The organism is Acinetobacter sp. TUM15071, from assembly GCF_008980925.1.
In the GTDB taxonomy this organism is placed as follows: Bacteria; Pseudomonadota; Gammaproteobacteria; order Pseudomonadales; family Moraxellaceae; genus Acinetobacter; species Acinetobacter dispersus.
In genome coordinates, this window is the sequence record NZ_BKGB01000009.1 from 54,008 (window position 1) to 76,197 (window position 22,190).

The 22,190-nt window shown below is 39.7% G+C and carries 21 protein-coding genes; 10 read left to right on the plus strand and 11 right to left on the minus strand.

Translation table 11 applies throughout. The features are described 5' to 3' along the window. Window positions 1-190 precede the first annotated feature (190 nt). Both dcd and GBI66_RS10295 read right to left on the minus strand, forming a co-directional pair. Entirely contained in the window at window positions 191-760 is a 570-nt protein-coding gene (gene dcd, locus GBI66_RS10290; RefSeq protein WP_003653416.1) for a dCTP deaminase, read from the minus strand. A 106-nt stretch (window positions 761-866) separates the two neighbouring features. Then, a complete protein-coding gene (locus tag GBI66_RS10295; protein WP_151716020.1) occupies window positions 867-1,460 on the minus strand; it encodes a LysE family translocator in 594 nt (197 codons plus the stop codon). A gap of 316 nt (window positions 1,461-1,776) precedes the next feature. Here GBI66_RS10295 and GBI66_RS10300 point away from each other — a divergent pair, with 316 nt between their 5' ends. Beyond that, complete coding sequence (locus tag GBI66_RS10300) at window positions 1,777-2,334, plus strand: DUF2062 domain-containing protein (RefSeq protein WP_005210795.1); 558 nt, start codon at window positions 1,777-1,779, stop codon at window positions 2,332-2,334. A gap of 26 nt (window positions 2,335-2,360) precedes the next feature. On the opposite strand, the gene GBI66_RS10305 is transcribed toward GBI66_RS10300, so the two are convergent. The 3 genes from GBI66_RS10305 to GBI66_RS10315 all read right to left on the minus strand — a co-directional run bounded on the left by GBI66_RS10305 (window position 2,361) and on the right by GBI66_RS10315 (window position 5,489). Next, on the minus strand, window positions 2,361-3,239 hold the full coding sequence (locus tag GBI66_RS10305; protein WP_151716021.1) for a 5'-methylthioadenosine/S-adenosylhomocysteine nucleosidase: 879 nt from the start codon (window positions 3,237-3,239) through the stop codon (window positions 2,361-2,363). Between the two features lie 413 nt (window positions 3,240-3,652). After that, window positions 3,653-4,882, minus strand: coding sequence for an iron-sulfur cluster carrier protein ApbC (gene apbC, locus GBI66_RS10310; protein WP_151716022.1), 1,230 nt, complete (start codon window positions 4,880-4,882; stop codon window positions 3,653-3,655). 157 nt (window positions 4,883-5,039) lie between these two features. Further along, on the minus strand, window positions 5,040-5,489 hold the full coding sequence (locus GBI66_RS10315) for a hypothetical protein (protein WP_005191206.1): 450 nt from the start codon (window positions 5,487-5,489) through the stop codon (window positions 5,040-5,042). 364 nt (window positions 5,490-5,853) lie between these two features. Between GBI66_RS10315 and GBI66_RS10320 the strand changes: the two genes are divergently transcribed. Further along, complete coding sequence (locus GBI66_RS10320; RefSeq protein WP_228267293.1) at window positions 5,854-7,953, plus strand: TonB-dependent siderophore receptor; 2,100 nt, start codon at window positions 5,854-5,856, stop codon at window positions 7,951-7,953. A 23-nt stretch (window positions 7,954-7,976) separates the two neighbouring features. Here the strand turns inward: GBI66_RS10320 and GBI66_RS10325 are convergent, their stop codons facing one another. After that, window positions 7,977-8,513: a GNAT family N-acetyltransferase gene (locus GBI66_RS10325; protein ID WP_151716024.1), complete on the minus strand. Its 537-nt coding sequence runs from the start codon at window positions 8,511-8,513 to the stop codon at window positions 7,977-7,979. A gap of 109 nt (window positions 8,514-8,622) precedes the next feature. On the opposite strand from GBI66_RS10325, the gene GBI66_RS10330 reads away from it, so the two are divergent. After that, window positions 8,623-9,120, plus strand: coding sequence for a hypothetical protein (locus GBI66_RS10330; protein ID WP_151716025.1), 498 nt, complete (start codon window positions 8,623-8,625; stop codon window positions 9,118-9,120). A gap of 26 nt (window positions 9,121-9,146) precedes the next feature. Here GBI66_RS10330 and GBI66_RS10335 read toward each other — a convergent pair whose 3' ends face one another. Continuing rightward, complete coding sequence (locus tag GBI66_RS10335; RefSeq protein ID WP_151716026.1) at window positions 9,147-9,614, minus strand: hypothetical protein; 468 nt, start codon at window positions 9,612-9,614, stop codon at window positions 9,147-9,149. Window positions 9,615-9,816: 202 nt separating this feature from the next. Between GBI66_RS10335 and metG the strand changes: the two genes are divergently transcribed. Further along, window positions 9,817-11,874: a methionine--tRNA ligase gene (gene metG / locus GBI66_RS10340; protein WP_151716027.1), complete on the plus strand. Its 2,058-nt coding sequence runs from the start codon at window positions 9,817-9,819 to the stop codon at window positions 11,872-11,874. A 58-nt stretch (window positions 11,875-11,932) separates the two neighbouring features. Here metG and GBI66_RS10345 read toward each other — a convergent pair whose 3' ends face one another. Further along, window positions 11,933-12,523 carry a hypothetical protein gene (locus GBI66_RS10345; protein WP_151716028.1) on the minus strand — a complete coding sequence of 197 codons (591 nt, stop codon included), beginning with the start codon at window positions 12,521-12,523 and terminating at the stop codon, window positions 11,933-11,935. A 530-nt stretch (window positions 12,524-13,053) separates the two neighbouring features. On the opposite strand from GBI66_RS10345, the gene GBI66_RS10350 reads away from it, so the two are divergent. Next, window positions 13,054-14,031 (plus strand): MBL fold metallo-hydrolase, encoded by a 978-nt coding sequence (locus GBI66_RS10350; RefSeq protein WP_151716029.1) that lies wholly within the window; start codon window positions 13,054-13,056, stop codon window positions 14,029-14,031. Window positions 14,032-14,092: 61 nt separating this feature from the next. Here the strand turns inward: GBI66_RS10350 and GBI66_RS10355 are convergent, their stop codons facing one another. The 3 genes from GBI66_RS10355 to GBI66_RS10365 all read right to left on the minus strand — a co-directional run bounded on the left by GBI66_RS10355 (window position 14,093) and on the right by GBI66_RS10365 (window position 16,400). Then, entirely contained in the window at window positions 14,093-14,719 is a 627-nt protein-coding gene (locus GBI66_RS10355; protein ID WP_215901026.1) for a LysE family translocator, read from the minus strand. 142 nt (window positions 14,720-14,861) lie between these two features. After that, the gene (locus tag GBI66_RS10360; RefSeq protein ID WP_151716031.1) at window positions 14,862-15,623 is read right to left on the minus strand and encodes a class I SAM-dependent methyltransferase; all 762 of its coding nucleotides are present in this window, start codon (window positions 15,621-15,623) and stop codon (window positions 14,862-14,864) included. Between the two features lie 96 nt (window positions 15,624-15,719). Next, window positions 15,720-16,400, minus strand: a complete 681-nt coding sequence (locus GBI66_RS10365; protein WP_151716032.1) for a DUF1345 domain-containing protein — start codon at window positions 16,398-16,400, stop codon at window positions 15,720-15,722. A gap of 184 nt (window positions 16,401-16,584) precedes the next feature. On the opposite strand from GBI66_RS10365, the gene GBI66_RS10370 reads away from it, so the two are divergent. The 5 genes from GBI66_RS10370 (at window position 16,585) to GBI66_RS10390 (ending at window position 22,177) form a co-directional block, all read left to right on the plus strand. Beyond that, window positions 16,585-17,133, plus strand: a complete 549-nt coding sequence (locus GBI66_RS10370) for a TetR/AcrR family transcriptional regulator (protein ID WP_151716033.1) — start codon at window positions 16,585-16,587, stop codon at window positions 17,131-17,133. 13 nt (window positions 17,134-17,146) lie between these two features. Further along, window positions 17,147-18,793, plus strand: a complete 1,647-nt coding sequence (locus GBI66_RS10375; protein WP_151716034.1) for an MFS transporter — start codon at window positions 17,147-17,149, stop codon at window positions 18,791-18,793. Window positions 18,794-18,918: 125 nt separating this feature from the next. Next, the gene (locus GBI66_RS10380) at window positions 18,919-19,986 is read left to right on the plus strand and encodes an HlyD family secretion protein (protein ID WP_228267294.1); all 1,068 of its coding nucleotides are present in this window, start codon (window positions 18,919-18,921) and stop codon (window positions 19,984-19,986) included. Between the two features lie 66 nt (window positions 19,987-20,052). After that, window positions 20,053-20,925: a 1-aminocyclopropane-1-carboxylate deaminase/D-cysteine desulfhydrase gene (locus tag GBI66_RS10385; protein ID WP_151716036.1), complete on the plus strand. Its 873-nt coding sequence runs from the start codon at window positions 20,053-20,055 to the stop codon at window positions 20,923-20,925. Window positions 20,926-20,980: 55 nt separating this feature from the next. Further along, a complete protein-coding gene (locus GBI66_RS10390; RefSeq protein ID WP_151716037.1) occupies window positions 20,981-22,177 on the plus strand; it encodes an NAD(P)/FAD-dependent oxidoreductase in 1,197 nt (398 codons plus the stop codon). Window positions 22,178-22,190 lie beyond the last annotated feature (13 nt).

A 22,190-nucleotide genomic window follows, 5' to 3' on the forward strand; every position in this document is an offset into this window, starting at 1 on the left:
TCTAATCTATTTACACACTGTGAGTTGGTATAAAAACAAATCGTTTTTTAATTATATTTTAAATAACATTAAATACAAGTTTAATTTAACTAAACAATTTAGGCCATAAATATAAAATTTGTTTAAACAAATCACATAAAAAAAGCTCACCCTATTTTCATAGAATGAGCTTTTTAATCAGCCCTAATAATTAGGTCTTCGGTAAAGTCACACCCGTTTGACCTTGGTATTTACCACCGCGGTCTTTATATGATGTTTCACATACTTCATCGCTTTCAAAGAACAACATTTGTGCAACACCTTCACCTGCATAAATACGTGCTGGTAGGTTAGTTGTATTTGAGAACTCAAGTGTCACGTGACCTTCCCACTCAGGCTCTAATGGCGTAACGTTTACAATGATGCCGCAACGCGCATATGTTGATTTACCCAAGCAAACGGTTAAAACATTACGTGGAATGCGGAAGTATTCGATGGTACGCGCTAACGCAAATGAGTTGGGTGGAATGATACACACATCAGATTCGATATCGATAAAGCTTTTATCATCGAAATTCTTCGGGTCAACAATCGCTGAATGAACGTTGGTAAACACCTTAAATTCGCGCGCACAACGGACATCGTAGCCATAGCTCGATACCCCATAAGAAATCAACTTTTCTCCGTTTTCATCAAAACGAACTTGATTCTCTGCATAAGGTTCAATCATGCCGTGTTTTTCGCTCATTTCACGAATCCAACGATCAGATTTTATTGCCATGACTTTTTATCCATAGACGAAGTTAATAATTGGCGAGTACTTTAACGTAAAATGATATCAATGAAAACAACAGCACTATCCTGTTATGTGGATAACGCTGTCAAAGTTATAAATTGATCAATGCTGAATAGCTAATTGGAATGGCAAAAGCCATAAGCACTACAGATGCAGTGCGCTGTAATTTTGATTGAGACAACCATGCAACTTTATTTGTTGCTAACATTGCACCAACTGAAATCCAGAATAATGCAATTGGCAAAATCAAGCCGACAAAACTGCTCATATGTGCAATATAAATCTCTTGGCTTTTCCATGCTGCAACAGGAAATATCGCTGAAGCAAATAACAATGCTTTAGGATTAAGCAAGGTCGCACATAACAACTCTCTAGGTCGAATGGTCGGTTGATTTAAAGCCACTTCTTGGTTCGCAGTGCGCCATAATTTAATCGCAAGAAAGACGATATAACCCGCACTTAATAATTTCAGAAAAATTGGTAAAGCTGGCAAAGTCGCTGAGACTTTACCAATTAGCATTCCCCACGCAGTAATCGCAATGATATAGCCAACTGCCTCAGCAGGAATCAATAGTAAAGACTTGCGCAATCCAACCTGAATACCAGAAGATGCCAATAAGGTATTGGTTGGGCCTGGAGTCAATAGAATGGTAATGACTAAACCAATAAAGAACCATGAAATCATTGAATGACCTCACTAGAAGATAATTTCAGATTAATCCAATTCACAAGCCATAGCAAAAAATTAACTGTAAACAGTTATGACTAAATGTAGCTTAAGCAACTGTTTTATATTTATTTTATTAAATTCAAGCCTACTCTACTCAGCAGTCACCGCATAAAAGACGTCTATTTAAAATACAATAAATGTAACCTATTCGTCTTGGGCTTATTTTTAGTGCAATAATGTCTGACGCTATTTTAAGTTTTCACTAAGTAAATCGTGTTATTTTCTATACAATTTCCTATTTATCTGTCCTATTGGGTCTATTTCCGCGTTTATGCCTAAGCAATTCTTTCACAAGTGGCTGCCTTCATCAGAGAAAGTCGCGAGCCTAAAGCTGATGAAAATTTTTGGTGATCGCGCCTTAAATCCATTGCTTTGGTATGTGAATCGTCGCTCGATTGCAAAAGCCATGTTTATAGGCACCTTTTGGGGGATTTTACCCGTCCCCTTTCATAGTCTGTTTATTATTCTGACCGTATTATTTTTTGAAGTAAATTTACCGATTGGCCTTTGTATGGCATGGTTGACCAATCCGTTTACCGTGGTACCAATTCTGTATTTAGGCTTTTGGTTTGGGACAAAAATTTATCACGTCAATATGATTAATAAAGAAATGCTACTTGGCGTTCTACATCAAATTTTAAACTGGATTAAGAACTTTGGGCATGGTCATATTGATTTTAGTTTAGCCAAGATATTGGTTTCTGGACTCGTTATTGAAGCGATTTTATTTGCTGTTATTTTCTATCTAAGCACACATCTACTCTGGCGTTGGGTCGTCATCAGAAGTTGGAAAAATCGTTATAAGAATAAAAAAGAAGAAACCATTTAAATGATTTCTTCTGCATAAAAAACAGATTATTTAACTTCGGCTTTTGCCTTCATATATTGTTCTGCAACTTCAAGTGCATAGTCCTGACACGCTTCACCTGTTGCAGGATCATAGGCACCATTATTGGTAATATTATTTGATAAAATACGAATTCCGAGGAATGGCACTTCGAATTGATGTGCAATTTGTGCAACAGATGCCGCTTCCATTTCTTCTACCGAAGTGCCGTAAACGGTATGGAACTGCTTGATACGATCGAGTTCATTATTCCACGTGTCTGCTGAGCCGATAGTACCTTCGACCACTTGTCCTTTGCTGTAATGCGCTTTAGCTTTGTAAGCCGCAACTAAAAGTTCCTTATCACCTTCAAATTTACGAATTGCAATCGGTTCTGGATCAGACTCATCATCAGGTAATACATCAAACGCTTCATTCCACTCAAGTGCATTTGAACCACCACCAATCGGTTTATTTGGCGTTTTAAATGCACCAATATTGGTGGTGTATTTGCCTAACACAATATCAAACACCTTTAGATCTGGATCATGTCCACCTGAGGTTCCCTGATTGATAATCGCAATCGGTTTATAATGTTGAATGGCTAGTGCAGTGGCAGCAGCAGAATTACTCATGCCCATACGCGTCTTGGAAATTACCACTGGATAACCTTTATAGGTACCTTTCCAAAACTTCCACTTGCCAATCACTTCTTCACTAACATTGTCTAATTTTGATGCCATTCGCTCTGATTCAACAGGCAATGCACCTTGGATCACAATCGGTTGTAATTTGGGTTTTTCCTGTGCTTGGTTATTACTATTTGAAGAACTATCTCCATTACAGCCACTTAAAACTAAAGCCGTGCAAACACTGACAATACCCATCAGGCTTTTAAATTGCATCATTGATCTATACTCAAAAATCAAAACAAGTGATAAGCAAGCAACATACCATTTTTTATTTTTTTAATTTATTTTTAAAGCGTAAAAATAAAAACTTATTTGAGGGGCTGTTGACATTTCACAAGTGCTTGCGACAGAGGGTATTTTTTAGAAGGTACAAGGCAGGTTTTGAGAAACTTAGTTGTTCTAAGTAAGCAAGACCTAACGCAGTAGCATCAAAAAATCCCCCTGTCCCGGAGGGTTATGGCTAAAACCTCCATAAACGGCCTTATGAAACTTGACAAGGGAGCGCCATTGCCTACGTTTCATTCCTTGTTTATGTCATTTTAGCTTATAACGCAATACATTGTTGAAACGTTAACAACCCCTTATCAAACAGTAAAAACCCAGCAGGATATGCTGGGTTTTTAAGCATTTTAGAAGATCCGCTTATCGTCTTTCTGACGTTTTGGTAACTTCTCCATTTGTTGCAACACTGCTTGTGCAATATTGAGATAACTGTCTGCGGCTGCATCTTTTGCAATCACACTTGGTGTGCCTTGATCTGCATGTTCACGAATTTTGGCATCTAAAGGTAAATGACCAAGCAAAGGAATATGATATTGCTCTGATAGCTGATCACCACCGCCTGTACCAAAAATCTGCTCCTCATGACCGCAATTGGAACAGATATGCGTCGACATATTTTCAATGACACCAAGTACAGGGATATTTACCTTATTAAATAGCTCAATCCCTTTGGTCGCATCCATCAACGCAACATTTTGCGGTGTCGTCACAATCACTGCACCTGTCACAGGAATACGCTGTGCCAGAGTCAGTTGGATATCGCCTGTCCCTGGAGGCATATCAATTACCAAGATATCCAAATCAGGCCACAAGGTTTGATTGAACAGTTGCATCAGCGCACCGGTTGCCTTTGGCCCACGCCATGCCACAGGTGTATTGTGTGCACCAATTAAATGCCCGATTGACAGCACTGCCATGCCATAAGCATCTAAAGGTACAAAGTGTTCATTTTCAATCTGTGGGGTTCTGCCCGCATTGCCCAACATGGTTGGGATACTTGGTCCGTAGATATCGGCATCCAACACCCCGACTTTTAAGCCCAATTGCTGTAGCGCGAGTGCAAGGTTGACCGTGGTCGTTGATTTACCCACCCCACCTTTACCCGAAGAAACTAAAATCACATTTTGAATACGTGGATGCGCAGCCACATCGCGTTGTTGTGGTGCAGCTTTTTGAATCGGAGGATTATTCGGATCAACTTCCGCTTTAGGTGAAGCATCCATCACAGGAGGTAAATTCCTATTTTCTGCTTTTGGCTTTGATGAACAGCTATGTCCCGCTTCACCATGCGCTGCATGTTTTTGTTGGATAATATGTAAGTTTAATTCTTGGATACCGCATTTTTCTAAAGCTTCTGCCAACTCATCATGAATCTGCTGTAAATGGTCCTTTTCTTGAGGAAAGGTATTTACAGTGAGTTGTAAAATACGGCCTTGTACATTCACTTGACTAATACGATCTTTCAGACTGTTTTCAGAATGCGGCAATATATAATTTTGTAGAACTGTTTGAATCTCGTCTTCCTTCACTTCTTGCGCTGGTGAAAAAACAGATTTTAAGGAAGAAAGCCACGACATTTTGTTTACTCCAAAAACAGTTCAACAATCACTGAGTTTGGCTAGTTTAGCAGTATTGAAGAATTGACGCTCATATCAAAGCAGATAATTGCTCATTTTTTATAGCAACTTTTCTTCTCTAGATATGAGCATCCATTATTTAGCATTGATACAAAGCTTAGCCTTTGAATTTATTGATGGTATCTGTTGCTGCTTTCTTTAAATCATCCAACTTATGACTTGCTTGAGCTTTCAAATCATCAAACTTTGCAGCAGCTTCATCTTTTAGTTCAGATGCTTTTGCTTTGGCATCATCTAACTTATGACTAGCCTCTTCTTTGAAGTGGTCAAATTTATCTTGAACCGCGTGTTGGGTATCTTCGAGTTTGGCTTTGAGGTCATCTACTTTATTCGAAACTGCTTCTTTGCCTTCAGCATTTTGCTCAGAGACATCTTTCTTTAAATCATCAAGGGCTTTTTCGCCTTTTAACTTAAGCTCCTCAGCGGAGTGTTTTAAGTCATCAACTGCTTTTTCACCTTGTAGCTGAGCTTCTTTTGCTTTGTATTTTAAGTCATTACCCAATTCTGCTGCTTGGTCTTTTAATTCATCAAGTTTTTCGTTTGTCATGGTATTTCCTCACTATAGGTAAAAAACATATTGCTTGGAGCAGTCTTATTTATACCGTGTTTGAGGGCTTTTTTTGTGCATCGCTGCAAATTGAAACAAATGGGATACAGGAAGATTCAAATATTTTATCTTTTCAGGCAAATGGAATTGCAATCACACAAATGATAATAATAATCATTTATAATAAAATTAAAAGCGTATTTGCTCCCCTAAACAAGTAAATATTTTTCTATCACTCATTTAAACAATACTCATGGTGATCAAGTTGTTAAGAACAAATAAATTATTAACTCTTAAAAAAAGTATCTTGAGTACTCAGTTATCGTTATTCATGCATAGCAGCCTGCTTGCCTCATCTACACTTGTGAGCACTTCTCTTTTTGCTGAAGAAGTCGGCTCTGTAAATCGGCTTTCACCAATCAAAGTTACGGCATCAGAGCATAGCCAAGGTAGTGCCGAGCAAGGATATAAAGAGGATACGGTATCTCAATTAGGACTTTGGCAAGGTCGGTCTTTGCAACAACTTCCATATTCAATACAAGTGTTTTCCGAAGAGTTAATTAAAAATGTACAGGCAACATCTAGTCCAGATGAAATTTACCGGCTCAACCCCACCAGCCAATTAAGCCGCTCTCAGTATGAGAATGATCAACCCGTTACCTATACTCGAGGTTTCCGCGTATCAAATGCCTATCGAGATGGCATGGAAGCTGATCAATATGGGCACGGTACCACTACTGAGGACGCGCAGAAAATAGAAGTACTGAATGGATTATCTGGTTTTTTATATGGCCCAGGAAATGTTGGAGGCCTGATTAACTATGTCACAAAACGTTCAACAGAGAGTAGATTGAATGAAGTCAGTTTGGCAAGCTTAGGGGGAAAAAGCTGGTACACACATGGAGATTTTGGTGGGAAATTTGATGAAGCAGGAAAATTTGGCTACCGACTCAATCTGGCAAAACAAGGTGGTGATACGGCCATCAAACAACAAGAAGTGAAAAAAGAATTTGCAAGCCTTGCGCTGGATTGGCAAGCCTTAGACAACTTACTGATTCAAATTGATGCGATGCAAAGAGATTATGAGATCAATGGTGGAGCTGCGAATTGGAACTTCGCTAAGGGGATTGAACGGCTGCCAGCACATCAACTGCAAAATAATATTTCTTGGAGCGTCCCTTGGAGCAACAATTATTATCATTCTGAGCGTTATGGTGCTCATTTAAAGTGGAACCCGACTCAGAATATTACAATAAGAAGTTCATATTTAGATAGTTATAGTCGAAGAGGTACACAACTCACCACCAATACAGTGACCTCAGAAAATACCTACGACCAAGCTGTTTCAAGAATATATGCCGCTGGTCAAGATCGAATGACCAGTGAACAACTGGATAAACGTTGGGCCACTTATCTCGATTTTAACTTTGATACAGGACCACTTAAACACAAACTTACGACGGGTTTGCAGATGAGTGATACTCGACAAAAGCGTTATCCAAGAGAAGCTAAAGAAGTTGTCTTTAAGAATTTAGATCTAAGTTCTCCGACTGCTATGCCAAAGCCAATTGGACAACAAGTTGATCGAGGTGAAATTCAAACACGTTCTCATAGTCAAAGTAAAAGTTGGCTTATTGGTGATGACATCACTCTCGATGACCAATGGTCAATACTTTTAGGTGCGGCATATGTCAACATTATTAATAAAATGGGATCAGGTTATGATGAATCAAAAATATCACCCAATTTATCTATCTTGTATCGTCCCGTACCTGCTTTAACCACCTATCTGACTTATATCGAATCTCTGGAAGCAGGCGGTATCGCAGCTGATGAGTATCGTGGTGTAACAGTCACGAACGCTGGTGATATCTTTGGACCTTTGAAAAGCCAACAGATTGAATTAGGTGCGAAACTCAGTCTGGGCGATCTCCTGTTCACGACCGCCTTATTTAAAATTGATAAAGGCCTACAATACTATGATGTCAGTATGCCAACAGCACCCAAATTCGTTCAGGATGGCAGACAAGAGCATAAAGGGGTTGAATTTACAGCAATCGGAAAAGCAACCGACCATCTTACTATTCTGGGGGGATTTACTTGGTTAGATCCAGAAATCAAGAAACAAAAACAAAACCCACTTCTTGAAGGCAAACGCCCACCTTTAGTGGCACAGCAGATGTTTAAACTTTACTCAGAATATACGATTCCGAACTTTGAATCTCTGAGTGTTTCTGCAGGTTTTAACCACACAGCCAAAAGTTATGCAAATGCTGAAAATACAGATAAGCTTCCTGCTTATACGCTTTTCAATATAGGCTCTCGCTATCAATTTAATTTAAAAGATAATCCTCTGACACTTCGATTAAACGTTAACAACCTATTCAATAAACATTACTGGGCCAATGAATCTATTTTAGGAGATCCTAGAACAGTCGTTGTCTCGGGTAGCATTAAATTTTAGATAAATGAATCGCTGGCTCCCATCTAGATTTTAGCGTCAGCTTTTAAAATTTCATAAAGTACATGCCAACTTAAAGGATGCTCTGTCGCTAAAGCGGGATGTTGAAAGTTAGACACTTTTTTCATGTTTAATTTTCGCATCACCGCTTGTGACTTGGCATTTTCTAATGTGGTAAATGCAACAACTTTCTCTAGCTTTAGTTGATCAAAAGCAAATGCAAGAACAGCTTGAGCAGCTTCTGGCGCATAGCCCTGCCCCCAATGGGCTTGATCGAGTCGCCATCCGATTTCCACACAAGGTGAAAATGAAAATTGTGTCGGTTGATCATGCAAACCAACAAAACCAATAAACTGTTGATTGTTCTTTAATTCAACCGCCCATAAGCCCCAGCCTTGTGTTTCAATAATCGATTTCATTTTATCGATCATGGCATCGCTTTCCGTTCGAGTCAGGAGTTTAGGGAAATATTCCATGACCTGTGGATTGGTACTCATCGCGGCAAAGGATGCATAGTCCTCTGCTTGCCATTGTCTTAAACGCAGTCGAGCTGTTTCGATCATTTTTACAACCAATAAATTTGTATTAAAAACTATTAACAATATAAGGAGATAGTTCGGATATACTTCCGCAATATCTCAATCATAGACCTCGTTGTCAGAATTACCTAATATGAATGAAAATGAACTTTTAGAAATTCAGCAGGAACTTCAAGCCCAAGAAAAACGTTTGAAGTATATTCTTTCAAGTAAAAGAAGAATCCAGAACATGATTCTTTCTTTTGAAAAGGATCTTGCTGAACAGTTAATTCCAGTTATTGATCAGCAAAGTGACGATAAAGCACCTGTTGAAAGTAGTTTGGCACTGACCATTTGCTGGAAATTTTCTAAAGCTGAATTTCCTAAAACCGAACATTGGTGCAGTGAACTCAGTATTACTGAACTTGAATCCAAAGATGAATTTACTGTGGCACTAAAAGCACAAGCATGGTTAGGAACTTTGGGCAGTGATGAACTTTGGCAGACGCCAATGTTTGCTGAAATTACCCTTGATCCGAAAACGGACGGCTTAAAGAGCTACCACATTCATTTCCTATCTAAAGGAAAGATTATCTCTTTAAGAAAAAACTCAAAGCACAGCATCACTGTGAAGCAAATGCAGAGTATGTAATCCTTCGGGATGCATACTCTCCTCCTCTAGATCCTCTCAAATTGATTTAAATCGCCATACTTCTTTTTGCACATCAACACATAACAACTATTGGCACTGACACAGCCCAGTGCAAGCACAGGCAAAACAGCAAGAAAAATTAAAAGACTCATGGCCAAGGTTTCAAAATCGAAGCCATTAACCTGATCTTCAAACAAAATCATCAGCACTAAGCACATCCATCCCGTAAAAAAGACCAAACTGACTTTTAAAAACTGCACCAAATCAAAAATTTTGCTGGGTAATTTCAATATTGATAAAACAATGATGTAAAAGATAAAAGCAAGAACAATCAGAAATGGTGTGAGATATAGCATCACTTGCATCGCGTTGCTGACCACGTGCAATAAATGGTTTTGTTGAAAGTTTAAGAACAAACAATACGGAATCACAAAACTAAAAACCGATGCCACACTTGCACACATAGATGCACAGAGCAAATGCCAAGACCTCATTGTTATTTCCTTTCTTTATTGACCATGCAGCCATTATCGATAAAGGAAATGTGTTTTGATTGAAGTACAAGTGAAGCTTTAATGAAGTTCAAGAAGAGCTAAAAACGAGGCTTGAAAAGATTTCACTGAATCCCTTGTGCAAGTCGAGGCCAAGTCATGTAAAATCATCTGCCTTGCAAATACGAATGAGAGAACAATATCCGTGCGTAAAATTTTAGTCACCAATGCCCTACCTTATGCCAATGGTCCTATCCATATGGGTCACTTACTCGGTTATATCCAAGCAGATATTTGGGTTCGTGCGATGCGTGCAATGGGCCATGATGTGACTTATGTATGCGCGGATGATGCTCACGGTACAGCAATCATGCTACGCGCTGAAGCCAACGGGATTAGCCCAGAACAACAAATTGCCAAAGTTCAGAAAGAACATATCCGTGACTTTGATGGTTTTGGCGTACATTTCGATCACTATGATTCAACCAATAGCGATGAGAACAAAGCACGTTCTGAAGAAATCTATATTAAAAACCGTGAAGCAGGCAATATTGCAATCCGTCCTGTAACTCAGTTATTCGATCCTGAAAAAGGCATGTTCCTGTCTGACCGTTTCATTAAAGGCACATGCCCGAAATGTAAAGCGGAAGATCAATACGGCGATGCCTGTGAAGTGTGTGGTACAACCTATAATGCAACCGAATTAGAAAATCCACGCTCAACTTTAAGTGGTGCCACCCCTGTTGAGAAATCATCAGATCACTACTTCTTTAAATTGCCGAATTTCTCAGAATACTTACAAAAATGGACCCGTGACCAAGGTCGTCTGCCTGTTTCGATTGCCAACAAACTAGATGAATGGTTTGAAGCAGGTTTATCGGATTGGGATATTTCACGTGATGCACCTTATTTCGGTTTTGAAATTCCAGATGCGCCAAACAAATATTTCTATGTTTGGGTGGATGCGCCAATTGGTTATATGTCGAGTTTTGAAAACTACATCAAAACCAAACGTCCAGATTTGAGCTTTGATGATTTCTGGAAAAAAGACAGTGACAAAGAAGTCTATCACTTCATTGGTAAAGACATTGTTTACTTCCATGCGCTGTTCTGGCCGGCAATGCTTGAAGGTGCAAACTATCGTACCCCATCAGGTTTATTCGTAAATGGTTTCTTAACCGTGAATGGTCAGAAGATGTCGAAATCTCGTGGTACATTCATCAAAGCTGAAACCTATTTAGAACATTTAAATCCTGAATATTTACGTTATTACTTTGCGTCTAAGCTTTCAGACAAAGTTGAAGATTCAGATTTGAACTTGGATGACTTCGTTCAGAAAGTGAATTCTGACCTTGTCGGTAAAGTGGTGAATATTGCCAGCCGTTGTGCAAAATTCATTAACACCAACTTCAATAATACTTTGTCAGAGACATGTGTAGAATCTGAACTGGTACAAAGCTTTATTGATGCAGGTGATTCAATCGCACAAGCCTATGAAGCACGTGAATTCTCAGCCGCAATCCGAGAGATCATGGCGTTGGCTGACCGCGCGAATCAGTATATTGATGAGAAAAAACCATGGGCACTTGCCAAGCAAGAAGGTCAGGAACAACAAGTTCATGATGTGTGTTCTGTGGGTATTAATTTATTCCGTCAACTTGCGATTTACTTGGCCCCAGTCTTACCAACGCTTACTGCACAGGTTCAAGCCTTCCTACAACTCGAAAGCTTTGACTTTGCATCGCGTCAGCACATCTTGGTTGGGCATGAAATTGCTCAATTCCAGCCATTGATGCAACGTGTTGATGCCAAAGCGGTTGCGGCAATGGTGGATGCATCTAAAGATTCTTTAGCTGCTGCGGCAGAAGCGCCAAAAGCAGAGAAGAAAAAAGAAAAGAAAACCGAGAAGAAGCCTGAACCGAAGGTAGGTGAAGCTGACATCATTGGTATTGAAGATTTCATGAAAATTGATCTTCGTGTAGCAAAAGTATTGGAAGCCACGACGGTTGAAGGTTCTGATAAATTGCTGCAATTGACTTTAGATGTTGGCGAAGCTGAACCGCGTAATGTGTTTAGCGGTATTCGTGAGTTTTATCAGCCAGAAGATCTAAAAGACAAGTTGGTGGTGATGGTGGCTAACCTTGCACCTCGTAAAATGCGTTTTGGTATTTCAAATGGTATGGTCCTTGCCGCAGGTAATGGCGAAGGTGTTTGGGTGATTTCACCTGAATCTGGCGCTAAACCAGGCGATAAAGTGTCTTAAGTCTTTGAATTTAAGATGATGCAAAGCCTCTACTAATGTAGAGGCTTTTTTATATTTATTAAGATTTAGCATCTTTCAAAATAGGTTCGCATAAAGATGGGGTAAATTTATACTCATTATTAATATTAGTAACCAATATTATCTCATTATCAGAAACAGTAATAACTTTACTTCCATGTGGCGTTATGCATCTTGAAAATTCCTTTGCTTCAAATTTATAGATAAAGGCCTGGGTCTGCTCAACCAAAAAATCTTGATACTTAATTCCAAAAATTTGCCCTAAGCTTAACAAAAAACCACATACACAAGAGTAAATAATAAAACGAGCAGCACAACTCCAGCCAGCATACTCTTCAGTAATATTAGGTATAAATTTTGATAAAACTTTATCATCTTTTAAATTTGAAAAAACTGTAATAAACAACAAATAAAATTGGCCAATTATGAAAAGTATCAAAAATAAAATACTAGTCACTACTAAAATCACCAATGGAACTAATAGTATTGATACAAAAGTATTTGTACTACTACTGAGACCTGAACTATCAAAAGCAACTATTGAGTTAACAATTTGATCAGCAATCGCATATGTAAGAGTAGTTAATAACACATACAGCAATATCAACAGTGACTTACCAATGGTTGTCATCCAAATCTTATTATAGATAAATAGGAAATCAGATATAACACCTAAACATAGAACGAAAAATAGTATAGAAAAACAAGTAAAATATATTGACGTAAATGGTGTTAGGTACCAAAAAAAAGTACAAATAGCAAAAATAAAACCTAAAACAAAAATTTTTTGACTTCTGTTCAGTTTATTATAAATATGTTCGAAATTATTTAAAAAAAATTCCATGCTCACACCTTTTATAAATAGTAATTACTTTTAACAGGATTGAAACAAAAAATAAATATAAAATACAAATAGGCACCAAATGTTAAAAATACTAAATAAGAATGTATTAAAATACCCCATACCTTAAAGAAGTATTTTAAAAAAAATTTATGGCCTTTCTTATTAAAAACATCATCATAAAAATAATTCTTTGATTCAATAAATAAAGTAAATTCTTTTAAAATTCGAGTTCCATTAATTTGTGTAATTTTACTTTTCCTTTAAATCTACCCATGCTAAAAAGTAGACAATTCAACTAAACTTGAGAATATTTATAAATGAAAAAAACTGCCCTACTCCTTTCCGTCTCATTCTTGAGCAGCATCCCTTTACTGAGCCATGCAGAAACAAGCAAAATCCTGCCAGTCATTGAACAACAAAAACAGGTAGCAGGCTTCTATCAATACCAAGTCAGTGATGTACAAATTACCGCCCTGCTCGATGGCACTAACTTTATGTCACCAAGCTTGTTTAAAGATATTTCACCGCAAGAAGTCCAACACATCTTAAAGAAGTACTATGCTGATCAAGATAAAGGCGTACAGACCTCCATCAATGCTTTTCTCGTCAATACAGGAAAATCACTGGTTTTAGTCGATAGCGGTGCTGCCAGTTGTTTTGGTGCACATTTAGGCTCGATTCTAGAAAACCTCGAAGCTTCAGGCTATAAACCTGAACAAGTCGATACCATTTTACTCACCCATTTACATCCAGACCATGTTTGCGGTATCAGCAAAGATGGCGTTGCTAACTTCCCCAATGCAACCGTGTACGTTTCCAGTGACGAAGCCAATTATTGGTTAGATCCCAAACAAGCAGCCAAGCTTCCAAAAGATAAACAAGCGGGTTATGAAGCAACGGTGAAACACATTAAACAGGCCATTGCCCCGTACCAAGCCAAACAACGCTTTAAAACCTATAAACTCGGTGATGAAATTCAGGGTTTTAAAGTCATTAACACCGCAGGACATACCCCAGGTCACTTTAGCTATGAATTAAAAACCAAAGGCGAAAGCGTGGTGTTTATTGGGGATATCGTTCATTCACATACCGTGCAATTTGATAAGCCCGAAACTGCGATTGAATACGATATTGACCCGAAAAAAGCCGTAGCTACCCGCTTAAAACAGTTTGCTGATTTCGCCAAGAATGGACAAACCATTGCCGCACCACATTTACCTTTCCCGGGGATTGGACATATTTATTCTGCTGATGGTAAAAGCTATCAATGGATTCCTGTGCATTTTAAAGATTAAACTGCGTGCGCTGATTCTAGGCAATAAAAAAGCGACCTTCGTGGTCGCTTTTTCTGCTCTATTATTTCATACCAAAAATCAGCTTTAATCCCAACAGCGTCATCACGCCACCTGCGATACGATCAAACACTGATTTGGATTTTAGATAAACTTTGCGTGGCCCTTCTGCTGACAATGCCACCGCAACTAGCGAATACCAACCTGCGTCAATAAAGAAACACAACATTGGTAACACCACATAGTAATAACTTGGAATTTCTTTCGGTAATAAGGCCGTGAAAATACTGGCAAGGATAATCGCAATCTTCGGGTTGCTGAGCTGGGTAATCAACCCTAAACGAAAGGCTTGAGCATAGCTCATCTGATTCACAGTACCATTGACTGCTTCCATTGGTTCTTTGGCATGCTTGATAATTTTATACGCCAGCCAAAGTAAGTACAGACCACCAAATATTTTTAGCGCGATATAAGCAGATGGCACTGCCAATAAAATTGCCTGTAACCCCATAACAGCAAGCAAACCAAATAAAGCTGCGCCCGTACCTGTTCCCAAAGCGGTAAATAAGCCATGTTTACGTGAAATCGCAATTGAGTTTTTAGCAACATAAATAAATGTAGGACCAGGGCTAATTGCACCCAACATTAGTGCCAAAGCAATTGAGCCTAAAATCAATAACGATTCCAAGATAGACCTCTAGATTAGAATAATTTTCAAATATTAATTTTACTTAAAAAAGGGATCAGGGAGATACATAAATTTTGAGTTGCCACAGCATTTTTTGTATCTCTAGTGCATAGCATCGTTTTGCAAATTCTCTTTGAACAGGAATTTAGGGTCGAGATAACACCAAATAAACAACTTCACTTCTAAATGAACCATCTGCTTGGATTTGATAATATTGTTGAACTTGATCAGATGCCTTGTGCTGTAAATCACGAATGGTCTGGACTGCATATTCAGGCGTCTGCATCCGCTCTGTCCAACTTTTAAACTCTAAATCCAAACTCTGCTTTTCAACAATATCGACAGTAAATCCCGCATATTCAGCAAAACGTGTCCATTCTTGTAAACTGTAATTACGTACATGACTCGGATCACGAATCGTTTCAATGGTCTGAAAAAATGTATCCATCACTGGATTTGAATTTCCCAAGATATCAACAATAATGACTTTCCCCTGTTGAGACACAACACGATAGATTTCACTCATCGCCTGTGCCACGTTCTGCCAATGATGCGCTGAATATCGGGTAATTACACAGTCAAAACTTTGATCTGGGAAAGCTAAAGACTCCGCTGCACCTTGCTGGGCAATCACATTGTCCAAACCTTTGTATTTAGCTTGTTCAGCAACAAGTTCCACCATAGACGGCGTTAAGTCATAGGCTGTTACACGATCTACAAAAGGTGCAACTTGGTAGCTGACATGTCCACCACCGCAGCCTAAATCCAAAACTTTTTTCAATTGATAGGATTGGATCAATTGCTGCATTTTTCCAAACTCTATCCCCTGAGCATGGACACTGCTATGTAAATAGGCTTGAGATTTATCTTGGTATTGCTGTTGATTAACTTGGTGCTGGGTGGTCATATTCTTATCCTTGCTGTACCTGTCTCTCTTTAAAATAGCCAAGCATAACCAAAAATAAAAATGATCATTTTTAATTAAACTAATAAAAATAAGTTATCAATTTAACCCTATCAGACTGGCAGCAACATTAATTGCAACCGCTAGAATCATAGTATTAAAAATAAATGCCAATACACAATGAAAGATATTCAAATGCCTGAGCGAAGAGCTGGTAATCGATACGTCTGCGGTTTGTGCAGAGGTACCAATGATATAGCTGAAATAAATAAAATCGAGATAGTCAGGTTGATCTGTTTTTGGAAACTCTAAGCCTGCTTCTTCGTGCCGACTTTTGGCCAGATAAAAGTCATGCGCATAATGAATGGCAAATAAGGTATGCAATAACAGCCATGTTGAAAAAATCGTACCAATGGTCAGGAGAATGAGCACCGTTTTTAAAATAGGCTGATCTTTAGGAACATGTCCCAATTGCACCACAATGGAGATAAAACAGATCACAATCGCAATCAGCACCACAGTCAGGATCATCCACTTCCCTTCATCCTGTTGTTTGGCACGTTGTAAAATATGGGTTGCATCCAAATGCCACATCATTTTCAAGGTTAGAAATAAATACAGCCAAATGGCAATATTCCAGCCCAGTTGCAAGCAAGTCGCCCATTGCCATTGGGTAAATATATGCAAGATCCCATAAATCACGAGACCTAAGGCAAAAGTTGCAGATAAATATGGACGGTGTCTTATCCCTCTCGCAAAACGCTGTAAAAATCCCTGCATTGTTCACCTATTTATATTTGTATTCATGACTAATTTACGCTTATTTTTAGCATTGTATTGCCTTTGTCATAGCTCTTATTACTGCTATTTTACTTAAATTAAACAAAATAAAGATTCAGAGGATATTTACTTCGGACAAAAATGTCCGTTTAATTCACTTTAGAACTTCTTCGAAATTTTACCCATGATCAAACGCCAACAATTAGCTGCCCATAATCGGGATGAACTTCTCAATGCCGCAGAAGAAATCTTCCGTAAGCAAGGCGTTCATGTCCCTTTGCAAGCGATTATTGATCATGCGGGTGTTGGCCGTGCCACCTTCTATCGTAATTTTTCGGATCGCAAAGCACTGATTGCTGCCCTGTTAGAACGGGCAATTAGCCGTCTGGAACAACGTGCTCTTGCACTGCAAAGCTTCGATGATGGCTTTATTCGTTTGATAGAAGGTCATATTGAGCAACTTCCACATCTAGTTGTACTCATTGATTACTGGCGGATTATTGATCGGCAAGACCCAATCATGCTAAACATTTATGAAAGACGCGATAAAGCATTGCAACCACTAATTGATCAAGCCATACAACACAAATTATGTCGTCCAGATTTAACGCCACAAGATTTCGGCATGATTACCGCGATCTTGGGTTCTTCATTTCAAGGGCATCAGGCTTCAGATCAAGTTCGGTTGGCCCAACGTGCAATAGAATTATTATTAAACGGCATCAAAGTTTAGTTCGAGGAATAACATGGATAAAAGCCCTCGCTATCTTGAGACTCCTCCAGATTGGTCTGCTGATGAGCGCCCAACCCTGCCCGGTTCGCCTGCTGCAATTGCACATGCCAGACCAAAACGCTTTGCCTACTTTTTTATTGGTCTGTTTATTTGTATTGCTGCCAGTTTAAGTAATGGCTTTATCGTTGCCAATTTACCAATTTTCCAAGGTGAATATGGTCTAACCCCATCACAGGCAGCATGGCTCCCTGCAGCTTATGTAATGGCGAATGTCAGCTCAAACCTAATCTTATTCAAAGCACGTCAACAGTATGGTTTACGCCTGTTTTCAGAAATAGGCTTGCTGGTATTTATTGGCGTACTGATCCTGCATATCTTTGTCAAAACCTATGAAATGGCCTTATTCGTACGCTTTATCGCAGGTCTGGCAGCTGCCCCTCTCAGTTCACTGGGAATGTATTACACCATGCAGGCTTTTGGTAAAGCAGACATGGCTAAAGGGATTTATCTGGCTTTCGGATTTCAACAGCTGGGATTGCCTTTGGCATGGATCATTTCGCCTTTTCTGCTCAGCGCAAATCAATGGGATGTGATTTACACCTTCGAATTAGGTCTGGCAATTTGTTGTTTAGCCATGGTGGTGTCATTAAAACTCCCCCGCAGCTTACGTATGGAAGTATTCGAAAAGCAGGACTTTTTTACCTTTGCCTTACTCGCGCCCGGCTTTGCCTGTCTATGTATCGTATTGACGCAAGGGCCAATTCTTTGGTGGTTCAATAGCCCATGGCTGGCCTACACCTTGATTGTTGGCTTTTGTCTGATTGTGTTGGGACTCACCTATGAACACTATCGGAGTAATCCTTTGATTATGACCCGTTGGTTGGCTGCGGGTGATTTACTCAGTTTTGTAGTCAGTGCCTTTGCCTTACGCTTACTGATGTCAGAGCAAAGCTACGCTGCTGTAAATTTTCTTAAAACCATGGGCATGGGACCAGATCAATTTGTACCGCTGTATGTGGTGATTTTCTGTGGAACAATTGCAGGTTCAGTATTTAGTGCATTGACCTTCCATCGTGAACGGCTGATTTTAAATTTATTCCTTGCTGAAATCCTGATTTTAATTGCCTGTGCGCTGGATTATCACCTGACCAGTGATGTGCGCCCAGCCAATTTTTATCGCAGTCAATTCTTAGTGAGTTTTGCAGGTGGTGTCTTTATTGGCCCATTGCTACTGATGGGCTTTATGCGAACCTTGCAACGTGGACCTCAATATGTAGTGACCTTTATCGTACTGTTTTCTGCGACTCAGAATTTTGGCGGTCTAGTAGGTTCATCATTTTTTAATACCTACCAACAACGTCATACCTACGACTATAAAGTCGAGATCAACAGCAATCTTGATCCCACCGATCCATTGGTCGCGCAGCGTCTACAAGCTTACCAACATAGTTCCATGATCAGTACCAATGATCCTGTTTTACAAAATAATCAAGCTTTGCAAAACCTGAATAAAGTGGTGACCCGCGAAGCTCAGGTACGTGCCTATAACGATGTCATCGTGTTGAACGGTATTTTTGCTGTGGTGCTCTTAGTTTGGGGATTATTCAAATATGTACGCAACAAGTACAAAACCCGAAGAAGCCTGCAAGCAGCCAGTTAGCCCTTATTGTATTTGATTGAGAAAACATTATGTCTGAACAAGATAAACCCGAACAGAATCCAGCTCCAGATAACGAGCAAAAAGAAACACCCGAAACTGTAAAATCACCTGAGACTGTCGTGCAGATGCCACCACCGCCTCCACCACCGACCAGTAAGTTGATTAAGACCAAAAGCTCAACACTTTGGTGGATGTTATTGGTGCTGTTGGTTGGAATCACCATTATTTTATGGGCATGGCGCATTGGCCCCTTTCATACAGCCGTTGAACAAACGGACAATAGTTATGTAAAAGGTAAAACCACGATTCTGTCATCACAGATCAATGGCTACATCAAAGATGTCTTAGTCAAAGACTTTGATCAGGTCAAGCAAGGTCAGGTATTGATGCATATCGATGCAACCACCTATGATCAAAAAGTGACGCAAGCAGTTTCTGGTGTGGAGCAGGCAGAAAATAGTCTTGCCAATCAGACTCAAGCCATCGCACAACGTCAGGCCGATGTCACTGCAGCTCAAGCCAAACTTGATCAGGTCAAAGCACAATACGATTTATCTGTGGCGCAATTAAAACGCTATCAGCAACTTGGTGATAGTGGTGCGGCTTCAAAATCTGAACAAGATAAAGCAGCAGCCGATGCACAAAACAATCATGCTTTACTGAAACAGGCTGAAGCCAATATTTTAGTCGCGCAAGAGGCTTTGAAAACAGCTCAAGTGGCACAATCGGGTTTAAAAGCGCAAGTAAATAGCGCACAAGCTCAACTTGATCAAGCCAATACCACCAAGGATTACAGTACCATTGTTGCCCCTTTGGATGGCCAGTTGGGTGAAGTCAATCCACGGGTCGGGCAATACGTTGCGGCAGGAACACAATTGCTTTATCTGATTCCAAACCAAACATGGGTGATCGCCAACTTTAAAGAAACTCAAATTGCCAATATGAAAATTGGACAAAAAGCCTACTTCACGGTTGATGCCATGGATCACCAAAAATTTACGGGTCATGTTGAACAGATTTCCCCAGCGGCAGGCTCTGAATTTAGTGTGCTGAAACCTGATAATGCGACAGGTAACTTCACCAAAGTAGTACAACGTATTTCCGTGCGTATTGCGATAGATCCAAATCAAAAAGGCATCGAAAATTTGCGCCCAGGCATGTCGGTAATTACTTCTGTGGATACCGACTCCTAACGCAAGACTGACATTCTCAATCAAATACATTTACAATGTGATCAAATCCATTTCCCTTGTTCGAAAATGTTTGATCACATTGCTTTCCCAACACCCTATCAAACATTACAACTGCCCTATTCGGTTCAAGTAACAGTCAAACGTCTTGATCTGATTCATCCCCATATTTCAGGCAATAAGTTTTTTAAGCTGAAATACAACCTGCTCGCTGCTCAGCAACAGGGCTTTTCTCAAGTACTGACTTTTGGTGGTGCTTTCTCCAATCATATCGCAGCAACGGCGTATGCCGCGCAACACTTTGGTTTTCAAAGTATCGGTTTGATCCGTGGTGAGGAACTTAGCTCACAGGCCTTAAATCCAACCCTTCAAACTGCACACGATTTTGGTATGCAATTGCATTTTATCAGCCGAGCTGAGTATCGACTGCGTCATGAAGTGGAATATTTACAACAATTACAACAGCGATATCCGCAAGCCTTTATCATTCCAGAAGGCGGCAGCAATGCACTTGCTTTGCAAGGGACTCAGGAAATTTTGAGCGAAAATGATCGGGAAAATTATGATGTGATTTGCTGTGCAGTTGGAACTGGTGGAACCATTGCAGGGCTGATTGAAAGCAGCTCAACACAACAACAGGTTTTAGGCTTTTCTGCATTGAAAAGCGACTTTTTAAAGCAGGATATTCAACAGTGGACCAATAAGCAGAACTGGTCTTTAACCGATGCCTACTGTTGTGGCGGCTACGCTAAAACCAATTCTGAACTGCTGCAATTTATGCAGCAATTTGAACAACGCTACGCAATTCCTTTAGAACAAGTCTATACCGCCAAAATGATGATGGGGCTATTCGATTTAATTCAACAAAATCACTTTCCTGCAAATACACGTATTTTGGTGATTCATACGGGTGGGTTACAAGGAAAGTTGAAAGCATACTAAAAGCCGCATAAATCTTTTATAATTGCCCGCTTTTCCTCTTTCGAGTATTTCCCCCATGGTTCATCAAGTTGATGTTGTTGTTTTAGGTGCTGGTGCATCGGGCTTGATGTTGGCTGCAGAAGCAGGCAAACGTGGGCGCTCGGTTGTGGTATTGGAAAAAGCCAATAAAGTGGGTAAGAAAATTCTGATGTCAGGTGGTGGTAAATGTAACTTTACCAATCTGGATGTTGAACCATCTAATTACCTTTCTGAAAATCCACATTTCGTTATCTCAGCCTTAACCCGTTATACCAACTGGGACTTTATTGGCTTAGTGTGTGAATACGGCATCGAATATGAAGAGCGTAAACATGGGCAATTGTTTACCTTAAAAGGTGCTAAAGAAATTCTTGAACTTTTGCTATCTGAATGTAGCAAGGTCAAACGGGTTGAAATTCAAACCCATTGTGAAGTAGAGCAAGTCAAAGCCCAAGCAGATTCAAGTTTTATCATTGAAACCAGTCAAGGGACCTATCAATGTGAATCGCTAGTCGTTGCAACAGGTGGCTTATCTATTCCTACCCTCGGCGGATCAGGCTTTGGTTATGAACTTGCACAACAGTTCGGACATCATGTCTACCCGACACGTGCAGGTCTAGTTCCTTTCACTTTCTCCGATCAATTTAAAGCAGTTACTACACGTTTAAGTGGCAATGCCTTAGATGCAACATTGGTGAATGATCGTCATCAATTTACGGAAGCTCTACTGTTCACCCATCGTGGTTTGAGTGGTCCAAGTTCATTACAACTTTCCAACTACTGGCACGTTGGGGAAAGCTTCAAGATTGATTTTTTCCCAAGTCAGGAGCTGGATCAGTTCTTTAAAGACAAGAAAAAATCACAGCCTAAAGTACTGCTTCGTACATTACTGAGCGAATTTACAGCGAAAAGTATCGTACTGGAACTGCAACAATTAATTTGGGCTGAACAGAGCGAAATAGCAATTGGAAATCTGAGTGACCTGCAGCTTGAGCATATTGCAACACAGCTACATGGCTTTACAGTAAAACCATCGGGTACTGAGGGTTATCGTACAGCAGAAGTGACACTTGGCGGTGTCGATACCAGCGAAGTTTCCTCTAAAACCATGGAAAGCAAAAAACAGAAAGGTTTATATTTTATCGGGGAAGTACTCGATGTCACAGGACATTTAGGCGGCTATAACTTCCAATGGGCATGGTCTTCTGCGCAAGCCGCAGCTCAATTTGTTTAATGCAATCTCATAA

Coding starts and splice junctions, on each gene's coding strand:
- GBI66_RS10360 (WP_151716031.1), bottom strand. CDS start 15,623: ATGACCACCCAGCACCAAGTTAATCAACAGCAATACCAAGATAAATCT.
- GBI66_RS10370 (WP_151716033.1), top strand. CDS start 16,585: ATGATCAAACGCCAACAATTAGCTGCCCATAATCGGGATGAACTTCTC.
- GBI66_RS10380 (WP_228267294.1), top strand. CDS start 18,919: ATGCCACCACCGCCTCCACCACCGACCAGTAAGTTGATTAAGACCAAA.
- GBI66_RS10325 (WP_151716024.1), bottom strand. CDS start 8,513: ATGATCGAAACAGCTCGACTGCGTTTAAGACAATGGCAAGCAGAGGAC.
- GBI66_RS10350 (WP_151716029.1), top strand. CDS start 13,054: ATGAAAAAAACTGCCCTACTCCTTTCCGTCTCATTCTTGAGCAGCATC.
- GBI66_RS10330 (WP_151716025.1), top strand. CDS start 8,623: ATGAATGAAAATGAACTTTTAGAAATTCAGCAGGAACTTCAAGCCCAA.
- GBI66_RS10300 (WP_005210795.1), top strand. CDS start 1,777: ATGCCTAAGCAATTCTTTCACAAGTGGCTGCCTTCATCAGAGAAAGTC.
- GBI66_RS10335 (WP_151716026.1), bottom strand. CDS start 9,614: ATGAGGTCTTGGCATTTGCTCTGTGCATCTATGTGTGCAAGTGTGGCA.
- GBI66_RS10295 (WP_151716020.1), bottom strand. CDS start 1,460: ATGATTTCATGGTTCTTTATTGGTTTAGTCATTACCATTCTATTGACT.
- GBI66_RS10305 (WP_151716021.1), bottom strand. CDS start 3,239: ATGATGCAATTTAAAAGCCTGATGGGTATTGTCAGTGTTTGCACGGCT.
- GBI66_RS10385 (WP_151716036.1), top strand. CDS start 20,053: ATGTTTGATCACATTGCTTTCCCAACACCCTATCAAACATTACAACTG.
- GBI66_RS10390 (WP_151716037.1), top strand. CDS start 20,981: ATGGTTCATCAAGTTGATGTTGTTGTTTTAGGTGCTGGTGCATCGGGC.
- dcd (WP_003653416.1), bottom strand. CDS start 760: ATGGCAATAAAATCTGATCGTTGGATTCGTGAAATGAGCGAAAAACAC.
- GBI66_RS10345 (WP_151716028.1), bottom strand. CDS start 12,523: ATGACAACCATTGGTAAGTCACTGTTGATATTGCTGTATGTGTTATTA.
- GBI66_RS10375 (WP_151716034.1), top strand. CDS start 17,147: ATGGATAAAAGCCCTCGCTATCTTGAGACTCCTCCAGATTGGTCTGCT.
- GBI66_RS10315 (WP_005191206.1), bottom strand. CDS start 5,489: ATGACAAACGAAAAACTTGATGAATTAAAAGACCAAGCAGCAGAATTG.
- apbC (WP_151716022.1), bottom strand. CDS start 4,882: ATGTCGTGGCTTTCTTCCTTAAAATCTGTTTTTTCACCAGCGCAAGAA.
- GBI66_RS10365 (WP_151716032.1), bottom strand. CDS start 16,400: ATGCAGGGATTTTTACAGCGTTTTGCGAGAGGGATAAGACACCGTCCA.